The organism is Pseudomonas sp. P1_F1_2 (assembly GCF_056405815.1).
The window spans coordinates 112,397-128,453 of sequence record NZ_JBFUBK010000003.1 but is presented as its reverse complement, the minus strand read 5'-3'; the positions used below and the strand labels follow the sequence as shown (position 1 = coordinate 128,453).

The 16,057-nt window shown below is 58.1% G+C and carries 14 protein-coding genes; 3 read left to right on the top strand and 11 right to left on the bottom strand.

Translation table 11 applies throughout. The features are described 5' to 3' along the window. A partial coding sequence (locus AC1D2P_RS01880) for a PAS domain S-box protein (RefSeq protein WP_477811293.1) occupies nucleotides 1-2,162 on the bottom strand: 2,162 nt, incomplete at its 3' end. A gap of 207 nt (nucleotides 2,163-2,369) precedes the next feature. Between AC1D2P_RS01880 and AC1D2P_RS01875 the strand changes: the two genes are divergently transcribed. Further along, a complete protein-coding gene (locus tag AC1D2P_RS01875) occupies nucleotides 2,370-2,762 on the top strand; it encodes a GFA family protein (protein WP_109786697.1) in 393 nt (130 codons plus the stop codon). A gap of 60 nt (nucleotides 2,763-2,822) precedes the next feature. Here AC1D2P_RS01875 and AC1D2P_RS01870 read toward each other — a convergent pair whose 3' ends face one another. Then, entirely contained in the window at nucleotides 2,823-3,707 is an 885-nt protein-coding gene (locus AC1D2P_RS01870; protein WP_477757874.1) for a ChaN family lipoprotein, read from the bottom strand. A 275-nt stretch (nucleotides 3,708-3,982) separates the two neighbouring features. Between AC1D2P_RS01870 and AC1D2P_RS01865 the strand changes: the two genes are divergently transcribed. Then, complete coding sequence (locus tag AC1D2P_RS01865; protein WP_223525046.1) at nucleotides 3,983-4,798, top strand: transporter; 816 nt, start codon at nucleotides 3,983-3,985, stop codon at nucleotides 4,796-4,798. 48 nt (nucleotides 4,799-4,846) lie between these two features. On the opposite strand, the gene AC1D2P_RS01860 is transcribed toward AC1D2P_RS01865, so the two are convergent. The 3 genes from AC1D2P_RS01860 to AC1D2P_RS01850 form a co-directional block, all read right to left on the bottom strand. Further along, a complete protein-coding gene (locus AC1D2P_RS01860) occupies nucleotides 4,847-6,505 on the bottom strand; it encodes an arylsulfatase (RefSeq protein ID WP_477757873.1) in 1,659 nt (552 codons plus the stop codon). Between the two features lie 290 nt (nucleotides 6,506-6,795). Further along, on the bottom strand, nucleotides 6,796-7,245 hold the full coding sequence (locus tag AC1D2P_RS01855; protein WP_109786693.1) for a hypothetical protein: 450 nt from the start codon (nucleotides 7,243-7,245) through the stop codon (nucleotides 6,796-6,798). Nucleotides 7,246-7,404: 159 nt separating this feature from the next. Next, nucleotides 7,405-8,355: a LysR family transcriptional regulator gene (locus AC1D2P_RS01850; RefSeq protein ID WP_109786692.1), complete on the bottom strand. Its 951-nt coding sequence runs from the start codon at nucleotides 8,353-8,355 to the stop codon at nucleotides 7,405-7,407. 168 nt (nucleotides 8,356-8,523) lie between these two features. On the opposite strand from AC1D2P_RS01850, the gene AC1D2P_RS01845 reads away from it, so the two are divergent. Then, nucleotides 8,524-10,560 carry an alkyl/aryl-sulfatase gene (locus AC1D2P_RS01845; protein ID WP_477811292.1) on the top strand — a complete coding sequence of 679 codons (2,037 nt, stop codon included), beginning with the start codon at nucleotides 8,524-8,526 and terminating at the stop codon, nucleotides 10,558-10,560. Nucleotides 10,561-10,778: 218 nt separating this feature from the next. On the opposite strand, the gene AC1D2P_RS01840 is transcribed toward AC1D2P_RS01845, so the two are convergent. The 6 genes from AC1D2P_RS01840 to AC1D2P_RS01815 all read right to left on the bottom strand — a co-directional run bounded on the left by AC1D2P_RS01840 (nucleotide 10,779) and on the right by AC1D2P_RS01815 (nucleotide 15,912). Then, complete coding sequence (locus tag AC1D2P_RS01840) at nucleotides 10,779-11,258, bottom strand: phage infection protein (RefSeq protein ID WP_477757871.1); 480 nt, start codon at nucleotides 11,256-11,258, stop codon at nucleotides 10,779-10,781. 132 nt (nucleotides 11,259-11,390) lie between these two features. Continuing rightward, nucleotides 11,391-11,963, bottom strand: a complete 573-nt coding sequence (locus AC1D2P_RS01835; RefSeq protein WP_109786689.1) for a chorismate mutase — start codon at nucleotides 11,961-11,963, stop codon at nucleotides 11,391-11,393. 154 nt (nucleotides 11,964-12,117) lie between these two features. Then, complete coding sequence (locus AC1D2P_RS01830) at nucleotides 12,118-12,546, bottom strand: nuclear transport factor 2 family protein (protein WP_477757870.1); 429 nt, start codon at nucleotides 12,544-12,546, stop codon at nucleotides 12,118-12,120. A 2-nt stretch (nucleotides 12,547-12,548) separates the two neighbouring features. Further along, complete coding sequence (locus AC1D2P_RS01825; protein ID WP_477757918.1) at nucleotides 12,549-13,256, bottom strand: SGNH/GDSL hydrolase family protein; 708 nt, start codon at nucleotides 13,254-13,256, stop codon at nucleotides 12,549-12,551. 233 nt (nucleotides 13,257-13,489) lie between these two features. Then, nucleotides 13,490-14,377 carry a DUF2950 domain-containing protein gene (locus tag AC1D2P_RS01820; protein WP_109786687.1) on the bottom strand — a complete coding sequence of 296 codons (888 nt, stop codon included), beginning with the start codon at nucleotides 14,375-14,377 and terminating at the stop codon, nucleotides 13,490-13,492. A 26-nt stretch (nucleotides 14,378-14,403) separates the two neighbouring features. Then, nucleotides 14,404-15,912, bottom strand: a complete 1,509-nt coding sequence (locus AC1D2P_RS01815) for a DUF3300 domain-containing protein (protein WP_109786686.1) — start codon at nucleotides 15,910-15,912, stop codon at nucleotides 14,404-14,406. Nucleotides 15,913-16,057 lie beyond the last annotated feature (145 nt).

Sequence of the window (16,057 nt, the reverse complement as noted above, 5' to 3'; positions counted from 1 at the left end):
ATCTTGGAAAAATCCAGAATATCGTCAAGCACGCCCAGCAAATGGCGGCTGGAGCTCTGTACCTTGTTCAAGTAGTCGCGCTGAGATTCGTTCAGCTCCGTCCTCAAGGTCAGGTGTGTCATACCAATGATGGCGTTCATCGGCGTGCGAATCTCGTGACTCATGTTGGCCAGGAACTCAGCCTTGATACGCGCACTGTCCTCGGCCAGTTGCCGCGCCTGCTGCATCTCGTTCGCCGCGGCGTGCTGGGCAGAAATGTCTTCGATGATCCAGATCGAGCCTCGGGAGTTGTTTGCGGACGTGATGGCTCGCGCACTGACGCTGGCCCAGAAGCATCGGGCGTCCTTGCGACGCAGTTGCAGCTGCTGCTGATAGATTTCGCCACGGTCCAGCGCCTCGCGAATCTGTGCTTCCAGTGTCTGCACTGTTTGCGCCGAAATGACCTGATCCAGCCAGATCAGCGGGGACCGCTGCAGTTGCTCACCGGGTGCGTAACCCAGCAATTCGTCCAGACGCGAATTGGCCTGTGCGATCAATCCACCCTGTACGAGTGCAATGCCATAGGGCGCCGAGCCGACAATGGCCTGCTGCTGCTCATGCGCTTCACGCAGGCAGCGCTCTTCGGCTTTACGCTGGCTGAGATCGCGTATCGCAATGCACAGGCATTGCCCACGATCCTCGCGCACGGGCAGCAGGCACAGGCGCAACTCAGCGGGAAACTCACTGCCATCGGCTCGCCGCGCAATCACCTCGGCGGTGTCGAGCACCTTGTTCAGGTGCACTCGCTCAAGCATGCGATCAACGGTCTCGAGCTGGCTGTCCGGCACCAGCGCGCGGTAACTCTGGCCAAGCAAGGTGCCGGGGGCATAACCAAAGGTTGCTTCGCTTTCCTGGTTGGCGAGGATCACGCCGCCCTCGTCGAACACCAGCAGTGCTTTGGGGGCAAACTCGACGATGCTGCGATACCAGCCCTCAGTGGCTTCCAGCGACTGTTGGCGTTGTTGCAGAATCAGCGCCTGGCGCTCCAGCAGCCGGGCCTGCAGGTGGGCCTGGTGCAGCAATCGCTGATTGTGCGTGCTCTGATCCAGCAAATTCAGGAGCGTGGCGAGTCGGTTGGGCAGGGTGTCGAGCAACTGGAGCTGAGCGCAATCCGGGCGATGGGCAAAATCGAGTTCAAGGCTCGCCAGCTGCTGCCCGTCCTGCTGCAGTGGCAAACTGTAGTGCWAGTGGCCTGCCGGCATGTCGAAGGACTCAGCATCGAATAGCAAAATCGCCTTGCAACCCAGGCACTCGCCCAGCTTTTGCTGCAACGTTGCGGCGAATGCCTCCCGACTGGTGCACAACTGCAACGCTTGGACCAGCTCGCCGAGGTGCCCCTTGACCCAGTGCTGTCGGTGCAGCTCTTCATTGACGTCGACATAGGCATCGAATGCCTCGGCCAGCGCCACGACTTCAGCAAGCCCCTGGCGCTGCGCCGGCTCACCAAGGGCTTCGCCGGCGTGCAGGCGGCGCATGCGCTCGGAAAGACGCAACAACGGGATCATCAACTGGCGACGCAGGACCACCAGAAATGCCAATAGACCTGCGCCCAATGTGATCAATTGCATCAAGACATTGATGTGGCTGGCCAACTGGGCTTTGTTTCGCGCGGCCTCGAAGTCGCTATTAAAACGTTGGGTCGTCGAGGTGGTCAGTTGATTCAGCGCGTCGGCAAAATTCCACTCGGTATTGATGTAAGTGGTGCTTGCAAGCTGTGTCGGACCGCCTCGATGAAAACTTTGTTTCATCGCAAGGCGCTCCATGCTCGTTTGCCTGAGATCCATGTCCTCGACTGTCGCCAGCAATCGGGCTTCCTGATCATTCAGTCCGACGGCTTGAAGCTCCAGTTTGGTGTCGTGGAAAGTCCGGCCTTTTTGCCACTTTTCGTTGTATTGGGTGAGAAACAGCTCGTCGCCCGTGCCGACATACAGGCGCGCCAGTTGGGTCAGTTCACGGTTGAGGGTCGCCATTCGGGCAACGGCGGTGATGGTCTGGTGCCGTCGATCCGTGGCGCGCGCGGCTTGGGCACCGTAATACTCATCCAGGGACAGGGTCAGCAGGCAAGCAATCACCGCCATGCCAAATCCTGCCGAAATGAGTTTGCTCAGACGTTCCAGACTCATGGTCTCTCCTGCGACAACCGCTCCGGACACGCGCCGGAAGCTTAGGTCTGCAGTAAACCGCCACGCCTGCGCCGGTGCTGTGAAAACACCTGATTCAGTGGGATCGATTCGATGAAAAACGCTGAAAAGTCGTGAAACGACCCCAGACTGGATCGCTGCTATTTTTAAAGGGCCGTTCCAACCGCGTGATTGACGAGGAGGTGCAACATGGACCGATTCACCGGTGGTTGCCTGTGCGGCAACGTCAGGATTGTGGCTTCAGGGCGCCCATACCGGGTGGGCCTTTGTCACTGCCTCGATTGCCGCAAGCATCATGGGGCGCTTTTTAATGCCTGCGCGATATTCCCTCAGGAGGCGGTGACGATCGAGGGCGAAACGCGCGATTACGCCGGGAGGTTTTTCTGCCCTCGCTGCGGTTCGTCGGTTTTCGCCCGCACCGCCGACGAGGTCGAAGTCAACCTGGGTTCCCTGGATGCCCCTGACCAACTGACGCCAACCTACGAAAGCTGGACCGTTCGGCGCGAGTCCTGGTTGCCGGTGTTTGCGCTTACGCGGCGATATGAGCACGACCGTGAGGCCGCCGGGCGTTTTGAGGAGTAGTCCACGGAGCCCCTCGCTGTTCGACAGGCTGCCAGGCTTGTGCCTGACGCTAGCCGATCTTCAACGGCGCAACGTCGCGCAATAGTCCTGTTCCGGTTGTGCAGCGCTATACCACACGTAATCCGCTTGCTCGACGGTCACCGTCTTGCCCGCCTCAGCCAGGATCAGCACCGCGTTGCCTTCGCCAGCGCCGAGGTCCGTCAGGTGCAGTGGCACGCCCAGATCCTTGCGCACATGGAAAGCCCCGGCCAGTAACAGCGCCGGTGTCGGTGCAGCCATCAGGTGTTCGGCCATGCGTCGGTCACGCTGCTGTTGCACGGCGAGCATCGCGGGCATTTGCGCTTCAGGCAGCAATCCGCAATGGGACTCTCTGATATTCGCCAGCAAAGTGGCTTGCACGGCTTTCGTGGTGGACGCTGTACCCGTGAGTGCCGGGCGCTGTTGGTAGATTTGCATGATTTGCGCCCTGTCCAGGTTGGCCGCCAGCAGCGGATAGGGTTGGCGCAGCGCGTAAGTGACCAGCGCGCCGTAGACACTCCAGTCCCAATTGGCCTGCCAGGCCAGCGCCTTGAACGCGTCGGCCGGTGGTTGTCCGGCACGGGTGGCGGTTTGCGCCGCGTCGACCCTGGTTTGCTGATCGGGATTGAGCATTTCCATCAGCAGGCTGCCCTGAGGGCGTTGAATCGCCAGCTCACGCAACAGCCACAATTGCAGGGCGTGGTGATCCGGATTGTCATGCTGTTCGCCGACCAGCACACGCGGCGCAACGGCGAGACGTTCGACCAGTTCCTGTGGTGTCAGCGTTCGACCGGTGGCGAGTTCGCGGATGACGCCAAGGTCGGCATGGTCCCGTCCTTGCGGGGCGATGGGCGCCGGGGGCGGCGAGACGTGATGGGATTGGCAGGCAGCCAGCAGGCTGAACAGGCAGAGCAACAGAAGCCGCATCGTTTTTCCTTGGTAGACGGTGGCCTCCTCGATCAATAGAGGAGGGAGATTATCAGCGGGCGATGATCAAAGAGTGGCCGCGTCCCGGGTGCTGGGGAGTCAAGGCATAACCTGAAAGCGCTGCGTAACGCTCGTGCCCACGCTGAATAAAGATGGAACGCGAGCGTCACGCGTCGCAAAAACACTCAGAAAAATCTCAACTAAGCTAATTGGGTTACAGGTCATTCACCTTGATTGGGGAGAGGTCGGTTCCCGATTTCTGATACGAGGTTCTGATGAATAAACGCTTTCAACTGGCTCCTGTTCTGGCGTGTGTGGTGGTTTGGCCACAAACCGGTTTCCCTGACGATAGTCAGGCCGAACTGGCCAAGCAAACACTGAATCCCGTCGCCGCGCTGTACAGCCTACCCATTCAGTACAACTGGAACCAGAAACTCGGCCCGAGCGGCGAGGGATACCAAAGCGTCACCAACATCCAGCCGGTGCTGCCATTCAGACTCAATGACGAGTGGAACCTGATATCGCGGACCATCCTGCCGATCATTGATCAGCATGGCCTGGTGCCTGGCGGGCAGGCAGATAAATCCGGAGCCGGTGATGTGACCCAGAGCTTCTTTTTCTCACCCCAAAAACCAACCGCGAATGGCTGGATATGGGGGGTGGGACCGGCCATTCTGGTGCCGACCGGCAGCAATGATCTTTTGAGCAATGAGCAATGGGGGTTAGGCCCTACGGTGGTGCTCCTAAAACAGAGCAATGGCTGGACCCGCGGAATATTGGCCAATCACATCTGGTCACTGGAAAACAGCCCACCCGATGACAAGGAAAAGGTCAACGCGACGTTCCTGCAACCGTTTTTCAGCTACACCACCCACACCTACACCACCTTCGGCATCAACACCGAATCCACCTACGATTGGCAGACCCGTGAATGGTCCGTGCCGATCAACCTGTCGGTCACCCAGTTGTTCAAAGTGGGTCATCAACCCATGACCGTGCAAGTTGGACCGCGTTATTGGGCTGACAGCCCGAAAGATGGCGCTGAGGGCTGGGGGTTCAGGGTGGCGTTTACGCTGTTGTTTCCAAAGTAAGCGCCACCCTGATTATCCTTCCATGTATGAACCGCCGTGCCCGACTAACTAGTTGCCGGCTGGCATTGGCAGGTTAATGCCTTCTTTCTGCAATTCCTCGCGAACCGACTGGAATTTTTGATACTGGGACAACTCGATCGGTCCGTCATAGGTCATGCTTTGCATCTTGCGAGGCGGGTATTTGACATAGGTCTGCATGAGCTTGGATATCGCCTGGCTGATCGGCACCATCGTCCAGGTACGCTCGGTAAAGTTGTTCATGAACAGGTCATAGCGCTCTTGCGGGTCTTGCCACAAGTCAAAGACTTGCGGCACCGTGGCCACATATTTTACGGCGCCTTTCCAGCCCAGGTTGGAGTCCACCGCCAGACCACCGGTTTGCGCGCCATCATCGCCCCGCAGGTTGAACACGGCCTTATAGTTTCCAACACGGGCCGCACCCGGGGACAATTCGTTCTCGGTGAAGTAGAACCACTCTTTGCGCGGAGAGGGGCCGTTGCCGGTGAGAACTGGCGTCATGTCGTAACTGTCGAAGATGATCGGCTGACCCTCACGATCTTTCTCTGGCAGTTTCACGCCGGCAACAGAAGCGAACGTCGCCATCAGATCCAGGCCACCGAGAATCTCGTGATTTTTCGTGTCCGGCTTGATCTTGTCTGGCCAGACGGCGATGGCCGGTACCCGGTTACCGCCCTCACGCACGGTACCTTTGGTCCCTCGGAACGGGGTGTAGCCGGCATCCGGATAAACATCCTGCCAGGCCCCGTTGTCCGTGGTGTAAACCACCAACGTGTTCTTATCCATGCCAAGTGCCTTGAGCTTGTCCATGATGCGACCGATGTGGGTATCGAGCTCGACCACAGAGTCGGCGTACTTGGACTTGGACATGGACTTATGAATGAACTCCGGTGCTGGCAAGTTCGGCTGGTGCACTTTCATGAAGTTGATGTTGATGAAAAACGGCTTGTCCGACTTGGCCGCGGTGTCGAGAAACTCCAGTGCGGCTTTTTCCACATAGTTGTCAAAGAACGGAATGCCGACCACGCCGGGTTTACCATCCACGACGGGCGTGTCGACGTACTGGCCGTTGATCTTGAATTCTTCGACCGGTTTTTCGCCCGCCTTGCCGGACAACGCGCCCTTGGTCACCTTTTCAAACATCGCGCGGGTTTCCGGGTCCATGTCGGGGAACCAGGTAGGGTCGGCGTAGGTGTAGGCATTGAGGTGATACAGGCCGACGTATTTCATCACGTCATAGCCTTGTGCATTGGGCAGGGCATAGTCGGCTTCACCCAAGTGCCATTTGCCGGTGAAATAGGTGTCGTAGCCACCGGTTTTCAGCACCGATGCCAGCGTCCATTCGGCGGCAGGCAAGCCGCCGCCCTGGCCCTGGAAGGCCACGGTGGTCATGCCGCTACGGTTGGGGATGCGCCCGGTTTGCATGGCTGCCCGGCCAGGCGTGCAACTGGGTTGCGCATAAAAGGAGTAAAAGGTGACGCCTTCTGCCGCCAGCTCATCGATGCTGGGCGTCGGCATGCCCCGGCCGACACCACCGCCATAGGGGCCGAGGTCGCCGTAACCGGTGTCGTCGGAGACGATAAACAGGATGTTGGTTTTTTCCGTTTGAGCGGCGTGGGCGAGTCCGTTCAGTGACATAAGTGCGGCGAATGCGACAGACAACTTGAAGCGATCCGATAGGTTTTGCATACCAGCAATCCTCGTAGTTTCATGATGTTGGCAATTGGGTAGTGCGCAACAACAATGACTCTCGGTGCCTTGATCACCGAGGAATGAGCCTGGTACTGCGGGCAGAATCATTTCCCCCCTTACTGCATGACACTGCACAACTTAAGGCGCAGAAAGGAGTCTAGTGCGGTTTTTGGGGTTGGACGTGGTGATTGCGATGTTTTGGAGGGCGTGTAACAACCTCCAGGAATACGACAGCAAGGCAATCACCCGATGAGCCGATTTTCCGACTCACAAAAACCCTGGCTGCGTCATGGCTTCGCTTGTGCCACATCGCCACAGAAAATATCGACGTTGCCATCCTCGGGCGCAGTGCGCACGAGAACGGAGTATTTGCCGGCAAGCAAGTCTGGCAATTTGATCGGAGCGCTTCTGTAAAACATCCAGCCATTGGTACCTGTATTGTGCTCGGTGTTGACCTTGTCGTTCATCGCATAGGCGACTGTGCCGGGTTGCTTGCAGCTGCCTTTATTGACGAATGTGTAGATGCGCGGTGGCAAGTTAGTGCCGGTTGGAACGCCGCTGATGTAGAAATCAAAGTTGGTTTTATCGCCCACGGCGGTCAATGTGGTGTTGCCGATCTGGCCCATGTTTTGGTGGGTGGCTGCCAGAGGAAGGTTCATTGAATGATTTGAGGAAGTGGTGCAGCCGAAGAGACTTGCCATGACCAGTACCGCTGCCAGAGGGGTGCAGTGATTCATTGTCAATCTCCAGTTATGGAATAAGTGCAGGGGGAATACTGGGTATAGCTCATTAAAGCGGCGTTGCATTCCCATTCACTTATTTTCGGAGAAGTTCGGCTATCAATCGCCCCCTCTGTTGTTGGGTGGTCGCAAATTGCGACCCTTAATTCACGCCATCTATATCTTGGCTAAAAGGCTTTCACGCTGACGAAGTTCTTCTTCCATCGCCCTCACTTCCCTCATGTAAAGCTCTACAACGGGAGGTAGCGAGCGCGACTTGAGGTAGATGAAACCGTAATGGGTGCGTAGTGCGAGGTCCTGGAGGGGCAAGGGTACTAATTCCCCCGTCCTGAACGCCTGTTCAAAGCTTGATAAGTTGCCTAAGGCCAAGGCATTACTGTTCTCTACGAACGCCGTAATTTGCATCGGCACATCTATTTCAATGGCCGGTACAAAATCGCCATTCACTGCGTCATAAGTGCCGGCGCAGCCCAATGTGGCGGGCAGTAAATGGCTGGCGACCCGCAACGGGATACGCGAGGCCACCCACGGGTAATCGAGTGTTTGCGCCAACTTCAACGAACGCTTTTGCGTGAGCAACGGATGCCCGGGGCGGCAAAACAGGCGCCCCTCATGTTCACCCACCAGTTCACAGGTGAATTCTTCCCGGCCTTGCAACGTACTGATTTCGGCGATCCCCAGGTCCACCGCCCCGGTGGCAACCTGAAGGGCCACGTCACGCCAGCCCGCGACATGGGCCGTGACTTTGATGTGTGGATGCCGCGCATGCAATCGGGCGATGCTGGCATACCCGCTGCTGATGCTGGGGTAGGGGCCCAGCGCAACTTTCAACGCACCGATATCGCCACCTGTCAGCAAGGCCATGTCGCGAACCAGATCCTCTTGCGCCATCAACAGGCGCTGGCTCTTTTCCCGAAGCAACTGACCAAACGCCGTCAACACGACGCCTTCCGTGCGCCGGTCGAACAACGTGACCCCGAGTTCATTCTCCAGCAACTGGATGCTTTTGCTCAGCGCCGGCTGCGAAACCCCTAACGCCTTGGCGGCCCGACCAAAGTGGGCATGTTCGATCAATGCCAAAAACTGGCGCAGACGGCGTGGTGTCATTACATAACCTTTATGTTATCGAATATCGACAAAATGGAATTTTTCGTAATCAGATCAATATGCTATTCATACGCCGACGGGTCAAGTTGACCTCGTATCCAGCACACGGAACCCCGCGCAATCATTGGCATTCATGCCTTTGACCCCCCTTAGGCGAAGGAACATTTCATGTACAACAAGACCCTTCATCTGGCACTGGCAATCACGCTGGGCAGCAGTTTCAGCCCCAGCGTTTTTGCAGCCGATGCAAACGGCGCAAGTCCTGTCCCGGCCACGACGCAAAACGGCCATTTCGATAACAAAGGCAAGCCGCCTTCCACCTACACGGTCGAACTGCAAAAAGGTCTGCGCAAGTCACTGCCGTTTTCTGACAAGCGCGATTTTGAAGAGGCGAAAAAAGGCTTCATCGCCGCACCGTCCTATAAAAAGATCATGGCCGAAGCCGGGAATGTTGCCTGGAACATGGGCAGCTACGACTTCCTTCTGGACGGCAAGGATTACGACAGCATCAACCCGTCCTTGCAGCGTCAGGCCGAACTGAACATGGCCTATGGTTTGTACGAAGTGGTGCCGGACAAGATCTATCAGGTGCGCGGCTTTGACCTGGCCAACATCACCTTCATCAAGGGCGATACCGGCTGGATCGTCTTCGACACCCTGATGTCCAAGGAAACCGCCAAGGCCGCCCTGGATTTCATCAATGAAAAACTCGGCAAGCGCCCGGTGGTAGCGGTCGTCATTTCCCATTCCCATGCCGATCATTTTGGCGGCATCCGCGGTGTCGTCGATGAGGCGGATATCCGCAGTGGCAAGGTTCCGCTGATCGCCCCGAAAGGCTTTATGGAGCATGCCGTGGCGGAAAACGTCTACGCCGGTAATGCCATGAGTCGCCGCGCCTACTTCCAGTATGGTTTGATGTTGCCGCATAGCCCCAATGGCCATGTCGACATGGCGATTGGTAAAAATGCCTCCATTGGCAACATGGGCCTGATCGAGCCCAATCGCTACATTGAAAAAGATTTCGAGACCGTGACCATTGACGGTGTAGAAATGGAATTCCAGAGCACCCCCGGTACCGAAGCCCCGGCGGAGATGAACACCTGGTTTCCGCAATTCAAAGCGTTCTGGGCCGCCGAAAATATTGTCGGCACGATCCATAACATCTACACGTTGCGCGGTGCGCTGGTTCGCGATCCGCTGGTGTGGTCGAAGAACATCAACAACGCCTTGTATCGCTACGGGCAACAGGCCGACGTCATGTTTGCCGCCCACAGTTGGCCACGTTGGGGCAATGAGCGAATTCAGGACGTCATGCGCGCGCAACGCGATGCTTACGCCAACCTGAACAACGCCGTACTGCATGCTGCCAACGAAGGCGTCACCATCAACGAGATTCATAACGTCTACACGTTGCCCGACAGCCTTAAAAACAACTGGGCGACTCATAGCTATCACGGTTCGGAAGAGCACAACAGCCGGGCCGTAATCAACCGCTACCTGGGTTACTGGGATGCCAACCCGGCCACGCTGATGCCGCTGTCACCGAAGGATTCGGCGCCGCTCTATGTGGAAATGATGGGGGGCGCAGACAAGATCATGACCAAGGGCAAGGCCTTGTTCGATCAGGGCAAATACCGCGAAGCATACGAAATCCTCAATAAGCTGGTGTATGCCGAACCACAAAACACCCAGGCCAAGGACTTGCTGGCGGACGTCTATGAACAGGTTGGCTATCAGAAGGAAAGTGCCGGTGTACGCAAMAGTTTCCTTGCGGCTGCGAATGAACTACGCAATGGCATGCCCAAGGGCGTACCACCAAAAACCGCCGGGCCAGACATGATCCGTGGCATGAGCACGGAGTTGTGGCTCGAGTACCTTGGCATCGCCCTGGACGGCAGCAAAGTCGCGGACCAACACTTCGTGATGAATCTCAAGACGCCCGACAACGGGGAAGAGTTTGTGGTGGAGTTGAGCAATTCGACCCTGACTAACATCAAGGGGCAGCAGGCGAAAAATCCTGATCTGACGATTACCCTTGATCGCGCGGCGCTCGAAGGTGTGATGGCAAGGCAAACCAGCCTTGCTCAACTCGTTGCGAGTGGTAAAGCCACCCTCGAAGGCGATCACAAACCCTTCCAGCAGTTGATGGCCGCCATGACGCCGTTTACCCCAGACTTCGAACTGCTGCCGGGCACCAAACAGTAATCGGTTTGGATTTATGGATCGTTGGATCGTTCCTACGCTCTGCGTGGGAATGCCTCGACGGACGATCCGCGTTCGGCTTTGGAGGGACGCGGAGCGCCCCGGGCTGCATTCCCACGCAGAGCGTGGGAACGATCAGAACGCGAGATTTGTTTCGTGCACGAAAAAGCCCGGCTGATAAGGCCGGGCTTTTCTTTGAGTACCGCGGTAGAACCCCGCATTTATGCAGCGCGGCTTTCGATCAGACGGTCGGAGCCACCTTCGGCAACGCGGTTTTGCATCAGACGGTCGGAACCATCAGCAGCGACGCGGTTTTCGATAAGACGGTCGGAACCATCAGCGGCAACGCGGTTTTCGATCAGACGGTCGGAGCCATCAGCGGCGACGCGGTTTTCGATCAGACGGTCGGAACCATCAGCGGCAACGCGGTTTTCGATCAGACGGTCGGAGCCATCAGCGGCAACGCGGTTTTCGATCAAACGGTCGGAGCCATCAGCGGCAACGCGGTTTTCGATCAAACGGTCGGAGCCATCAGCGGCGACGCGATTCTCGATCAAACGATCCGAACCCCCTTCAGCCACACGGCTTTCAATCAGACGATCCGAGCCGCCTTCAGCGACGACAGGTTGAGCAGAGGTAGCGGCAAAAGCGTTAACTGCGAAAACCGAGAAAGCGATGCTGAGAAGGGTTTGGCGTTTCATGATTGTGTGCTCCGGGGTGTAGTTGTTTGGTCTGGAGCCGATGTTACGCCGCGGATTTTTTAAGAGAACTTCATTGAGTTAATGGTGACTATTGACGCAAGCAATGGTTGCCTCGAATCGTCGGTTGCCCGGTCATTGATCCACGACACACAACTCGCCAGTGGCGCGGATCAGAGCCTGTCCATGCAGTTGATCCTTGATCAGGCCCGCTCGCTCGATCCCCAGCCAGTCCGGGCAGTCGGGGTCATTGCGATAGGGCACGAAGTCGGCGTATTGCTGCAGCAGGCGGTTTTGCAGCTCATCCAGCCGAGGCCTGATTTGATTGACGAGGTCCGGCCGAGGAGTGTCCGGTGCCCTGTCCGCCGCGCGCCATTGAGCGAGCAGGCCGTACTGCACCAGTTTGTTGGCTTCGATCTGCGCGGCGATCAAGTCGGCGACGTCCTGCGGGTTCAGTTTCTGGCTTTCGGCCGTCTTCCTGGCACTGTCGATGACCTGAGCTTCCCGGGCCGTATCCTGGATCGGTTTGCGACTGTCCCATTTGGTCAGTGCCACGAGATCCGCAATGTTCAAGCGCTCATTGATCGTCTCCAGCAGCGGTAACAAGCTGGCAGGTGCCGGCGATGGCGTACCGGCCTGGGCGCCGCAAGCGAGTGAGCCGAGCAAGGCAGCGGTCAGCAGTTGCGGCAAGCGAAGGGCGTGGAGCATGGGCAAACCTCATTGGGCGCAGGATTCACAATCAGGACTTATGTAACACAGGTTCGGCAGCCGCTTTAAGTGGGGTCTGAATTTTTTTGCGCACGAAAAAGCCCGGCGTGTCAGGCCGGGCTTGCTGTCGATTACCCCAACGCCTCGCCAACGATCAGCCTTTATTGGCCGCCAGATAAGCACCCAGGCGCTGTCCCATTTGCTCGCCCAAGGCCTGCAAACCGCTCAGGGGCCGGACCATCACCTCAAACTCAACGATTTTCCCCTGTTCGTTGAACCGGATCATGTCGATGCCCTTGATCTGTTTTTCGCCAACCTTGGCGCTGAACTCCAGAACGACGTTCAACCCGTCCGCCGTCGACAGTTCGCGGTGGTAGGCAAAGTCCTCAAAGACCTTGACGACCGTGTTGAGAATCATCGAGACCACGGCCGCGCCCGGATAAGGCGTGTGCGCCATCGGCGAGCGGAACACAGCATTGGCGTCCAGCAAACCGGGCAGGGTACTCAAGTCCCCCGTGCGGATCATGTCGTGCCATTGCTTCAAGGACTCAGCGGCGTTGGGGTGCAGGTTCAGTTCGGACATTTTTACTCCTGTATTTTTATTGTGTGTTCTGCGACATGGAGGGGCGCGGATTGGCGCCGTTGTTGGTCAATGACCACCGCCGCATCCTGCGCCCACTGACTGTATATCGCAGGTCCCGGATGGAAACCATCCCGCGCCATCGAACCGGCCACGGGGGCCAACCGGGTGGTCAGCAGTGTGTATCCCTCCGTTCGCCCGGCCAGGTCGGCAAGGTGTGCGTTGAATCCACTGGCCCGCAGCCCCAGGTACCAGCGCAGCGGTTGCGGCAGTGCGGGAAACAGGTGCATGGGTGGAAGAGGGGACACCACGATCAGCTTCGCCGCGTACTGGCTACGCAACAGGCTCATCAACCGTTGTTGCCGGGCGATCCACTGATCTGTCGCCAACGTGCTGGTGACATCGTTGACGCCAATAGACAACAGCACCACATCGAAGTGTTCCGGCGAATGTGCTTCAAGCAGCTCCAGCAGCGCTTGCGTATCGAGACCGGACCTGGCCCAGAGTTTCCAGCAGACCCGGTAATCTTTGGCCAATAGCCTGACGAGTTGGCCGCTGAGCGCTTCATCCTGAGTCGATGCACCGACCCCGGCGGCGGCGCTGTCGCCGACAATCAACAACCGCAAGGCATCGCCGCTGCCGGTGATACCTTGGCGTTCGCCCTCGGCTTCCGGCAGCTTGGGCGTTACCCGGCGCGTGTAGATGCCCTGCATCAGCAGCAAGGGACCGAGCAGGATTTTGGTCAGCGCAGCCTTCAAAATGAGGTCATTGCGATTTTTTGGGGGGATAGTTGCCGCGCACGCCCCCGGACTTGTTGCCGGTTTTACCAGGAAGGCCAGGCACTACCGGACGGGACCGGGGCTGCGGGTTGGCGCGGCTACGGGGTTGAGGTTGTTTGCTCATCGTCCGTCTCCTGATGGTTCGCATTGGGCCTCAGTAATGCTGGCTACTCTTCATTGTCCGGAACCTCTTCCCAACTGGCATCCGGATCAAAGTTCTTCATCGCCTTCGCCAGCTGTTCACTGTCGGGCCCCATGTCTTTCTCGAATACCTGCCCGTCATGGCTGATCATGAAACTCATGACGCCGGTATCGTTGTATTTCGCCGGCCAGGCGATCAGTGCAAAGCCTCGGGTCATCTTGTCACCGATGAGGTAGCTGTAGGCGCCACCCGGTGCTGAAGGGCCCTGGCTATGAAGGATGCGGAAGTGATAACCGTGCCACGGTTCACCCGCAATGGTTTTGCCGAACTGGAGACCCAACGGGCTGATCTGGCCGCTATTGTCGTCCCGCCAATAAAGTCCGTCGTGCTTGCCGGGGGCGCTGTAAATATTCTCTGCATACTCAAGTGCGCCGTCGCCGTCACGGTCCACGGATGCATAGTCCATCTGGGCGTCGTGATAGGCCCGCACTGACTGCAACGCGGCGAGTTCGTTGCGGCCAATTCGACGTGCACGAATTTCGGCACCACCGGCCTTGGTGTCGAAGTGCCAACCGCTTGCGCCTTTTACAATGGGTATAGGCAGTGTCCAGTGGTTAGTTCCGACGGACAGAACCGCCTTGTCCTCGCCGCTTTTTTCAATGGTGTTTTGCTCGTGGTACAGCTTCAGGAACGCGTCCACATCTTCGCGCTCCGCGCCTTGGCTAGGGATGAAACTGCGCCATTGCTCACCCAGCAACTCTGCCAGCCGTTTGTGATCGGCTTGTTTCGTGCCCAGTGCTTCGACGAACGCTTGAGCGGCCTTTTCCGGTGTTGGAAATTCCTGCTGCGCCATCACCATGAACGACCACGACAGGCCGGCAGTCAGCGCCAAGGCCTGAAGGAATAAACCCATGAGTGCCTTCACTCCAGAATGGTTATTCACCGGCGGCCCCCCCCACTTCTTTGACGCGATGGTGGACTGGACGGTCGACTGACTTGGTGGCCAGCGGAGCGCGAGGCACTGGGGCGCTGGGCAGAGGCCTGGCTGGCCCGGCCACGATTGGCTTGTGCGTTGACTTGGGACGGTGAGCGCGTGCCGGCAAATGCATTGTTGCGGGCAGCGCCCTTGTTGGCGGTCGTCGCGGCCGGGCGGTTTTGCGTGGTTTGGCGCGCCTTCGCGTTACCTTGTCCGCGTTGTTTCACGTCAGAGGTCTGTTTCCTCGGTTGCTGATTTTCACGGGTGTTTCTGGCCGTGCCCTGGCCTCTGTCAGCCGCTTTCGGTCTGTCCGCATTGGCTTGCATCCGATTGCCGGCCGAGACACCGGGTTCGGCCTTGCGCATTTGATTACGTGCTTCACGGTTGCTGGTGGCGGGGCGTTCGATGCCGGCCCTGTCCATTGAACCGCGAGCGTTTTCACGCGCCTGGGCGCGCTGGGCATTGTCCCCTCGATAGGCCGAACGCTGATTGGCGCCGTTCAGTTGGCGGCCATACTGTTCGCGGCTCCTGTTGTCTCGATAAGGCACGCCATTGCGGTGAGCGGAGTTATGTTGCCACTTGTTCTGATTAGCGTTGATCCGAGTGTTGCCATTGATGTTGTTGTAGCGCTCAACGTCGATGTCGACATCGTTATTGCCCCAGTCACATTCACCCCACAACGCACCGACGATCGCCACACCGGTACCAAACGCCAGCCCGGCCATCAATGCCTGACCGGGATAGTAGGCGGGCGGAGGCGGATAGTACGCAGGCGGCGAGGCTGGATACGGCCAGGTGCCGTAGGTGGTTGTCGGGTTATAGGTGGGAACGTACACAACCTGCGGGTCCGCGGGTTGAATGATGATGGTCGAGTTGCTGGCGGGTGCTGATTCAACGGCAGGGGCCGATGGCGGAATGTTCTGAATCGTCACGTTCTGATATTGGTTGCTTTGCAGGTTGCCTGCGGCTTGCGCCTGATGCCGTAAACGTTGCACGGCGCCCATGACATCGTCGGGCTGCGCCAGGAACGCATCACCCAGGCGTTGTACCCAGATGGGATCCTGCCCCAGCGTGACCAGAACCTGCGGGAAGGCGACCAGCGCCTGAACACTCGGATCCCACGGCTGGTTTGCCACTTGTCTTACCGCGTCATCGCCCGTGGCTTTCGGGTTGGCTTTAGACCAGGTCACCGCCTCGGCCACTTCGCCGGGGTACGTGGAGGCCATCAGCACCTGTGCCAACAGCGGGTCCGGATAAAGCGCGATGGGCGCCAGCATTTGATCCAGCTGTTCCTGAGTAAACACCGGATCTTTCGCCAGCGGCGCGGCGGGCGCCGTACTGGGCGGGTTTGCCGGGGCGGCTGCGGGGGCAGTCGCTGGCGCGGGTACGGCCGCATCCACTGGCTGCGCTATGCAGAACGATCCGCTCAAAAAAATGACAGCTGACAGCGCGTGAAATAATGGAATGCGCATTGCAACTCCATGTGGTCAGGCAGGTTTGAAATGAGTGGATCAATGCCTGGGTGTGAGCGCCTGCGTTGCAGGCTACAGACCCTCGGCTTCGATGCCGCTCCCTAAGCGTAGCAAACAAAAAAAATCTGCCATTTATTTAAGTTCA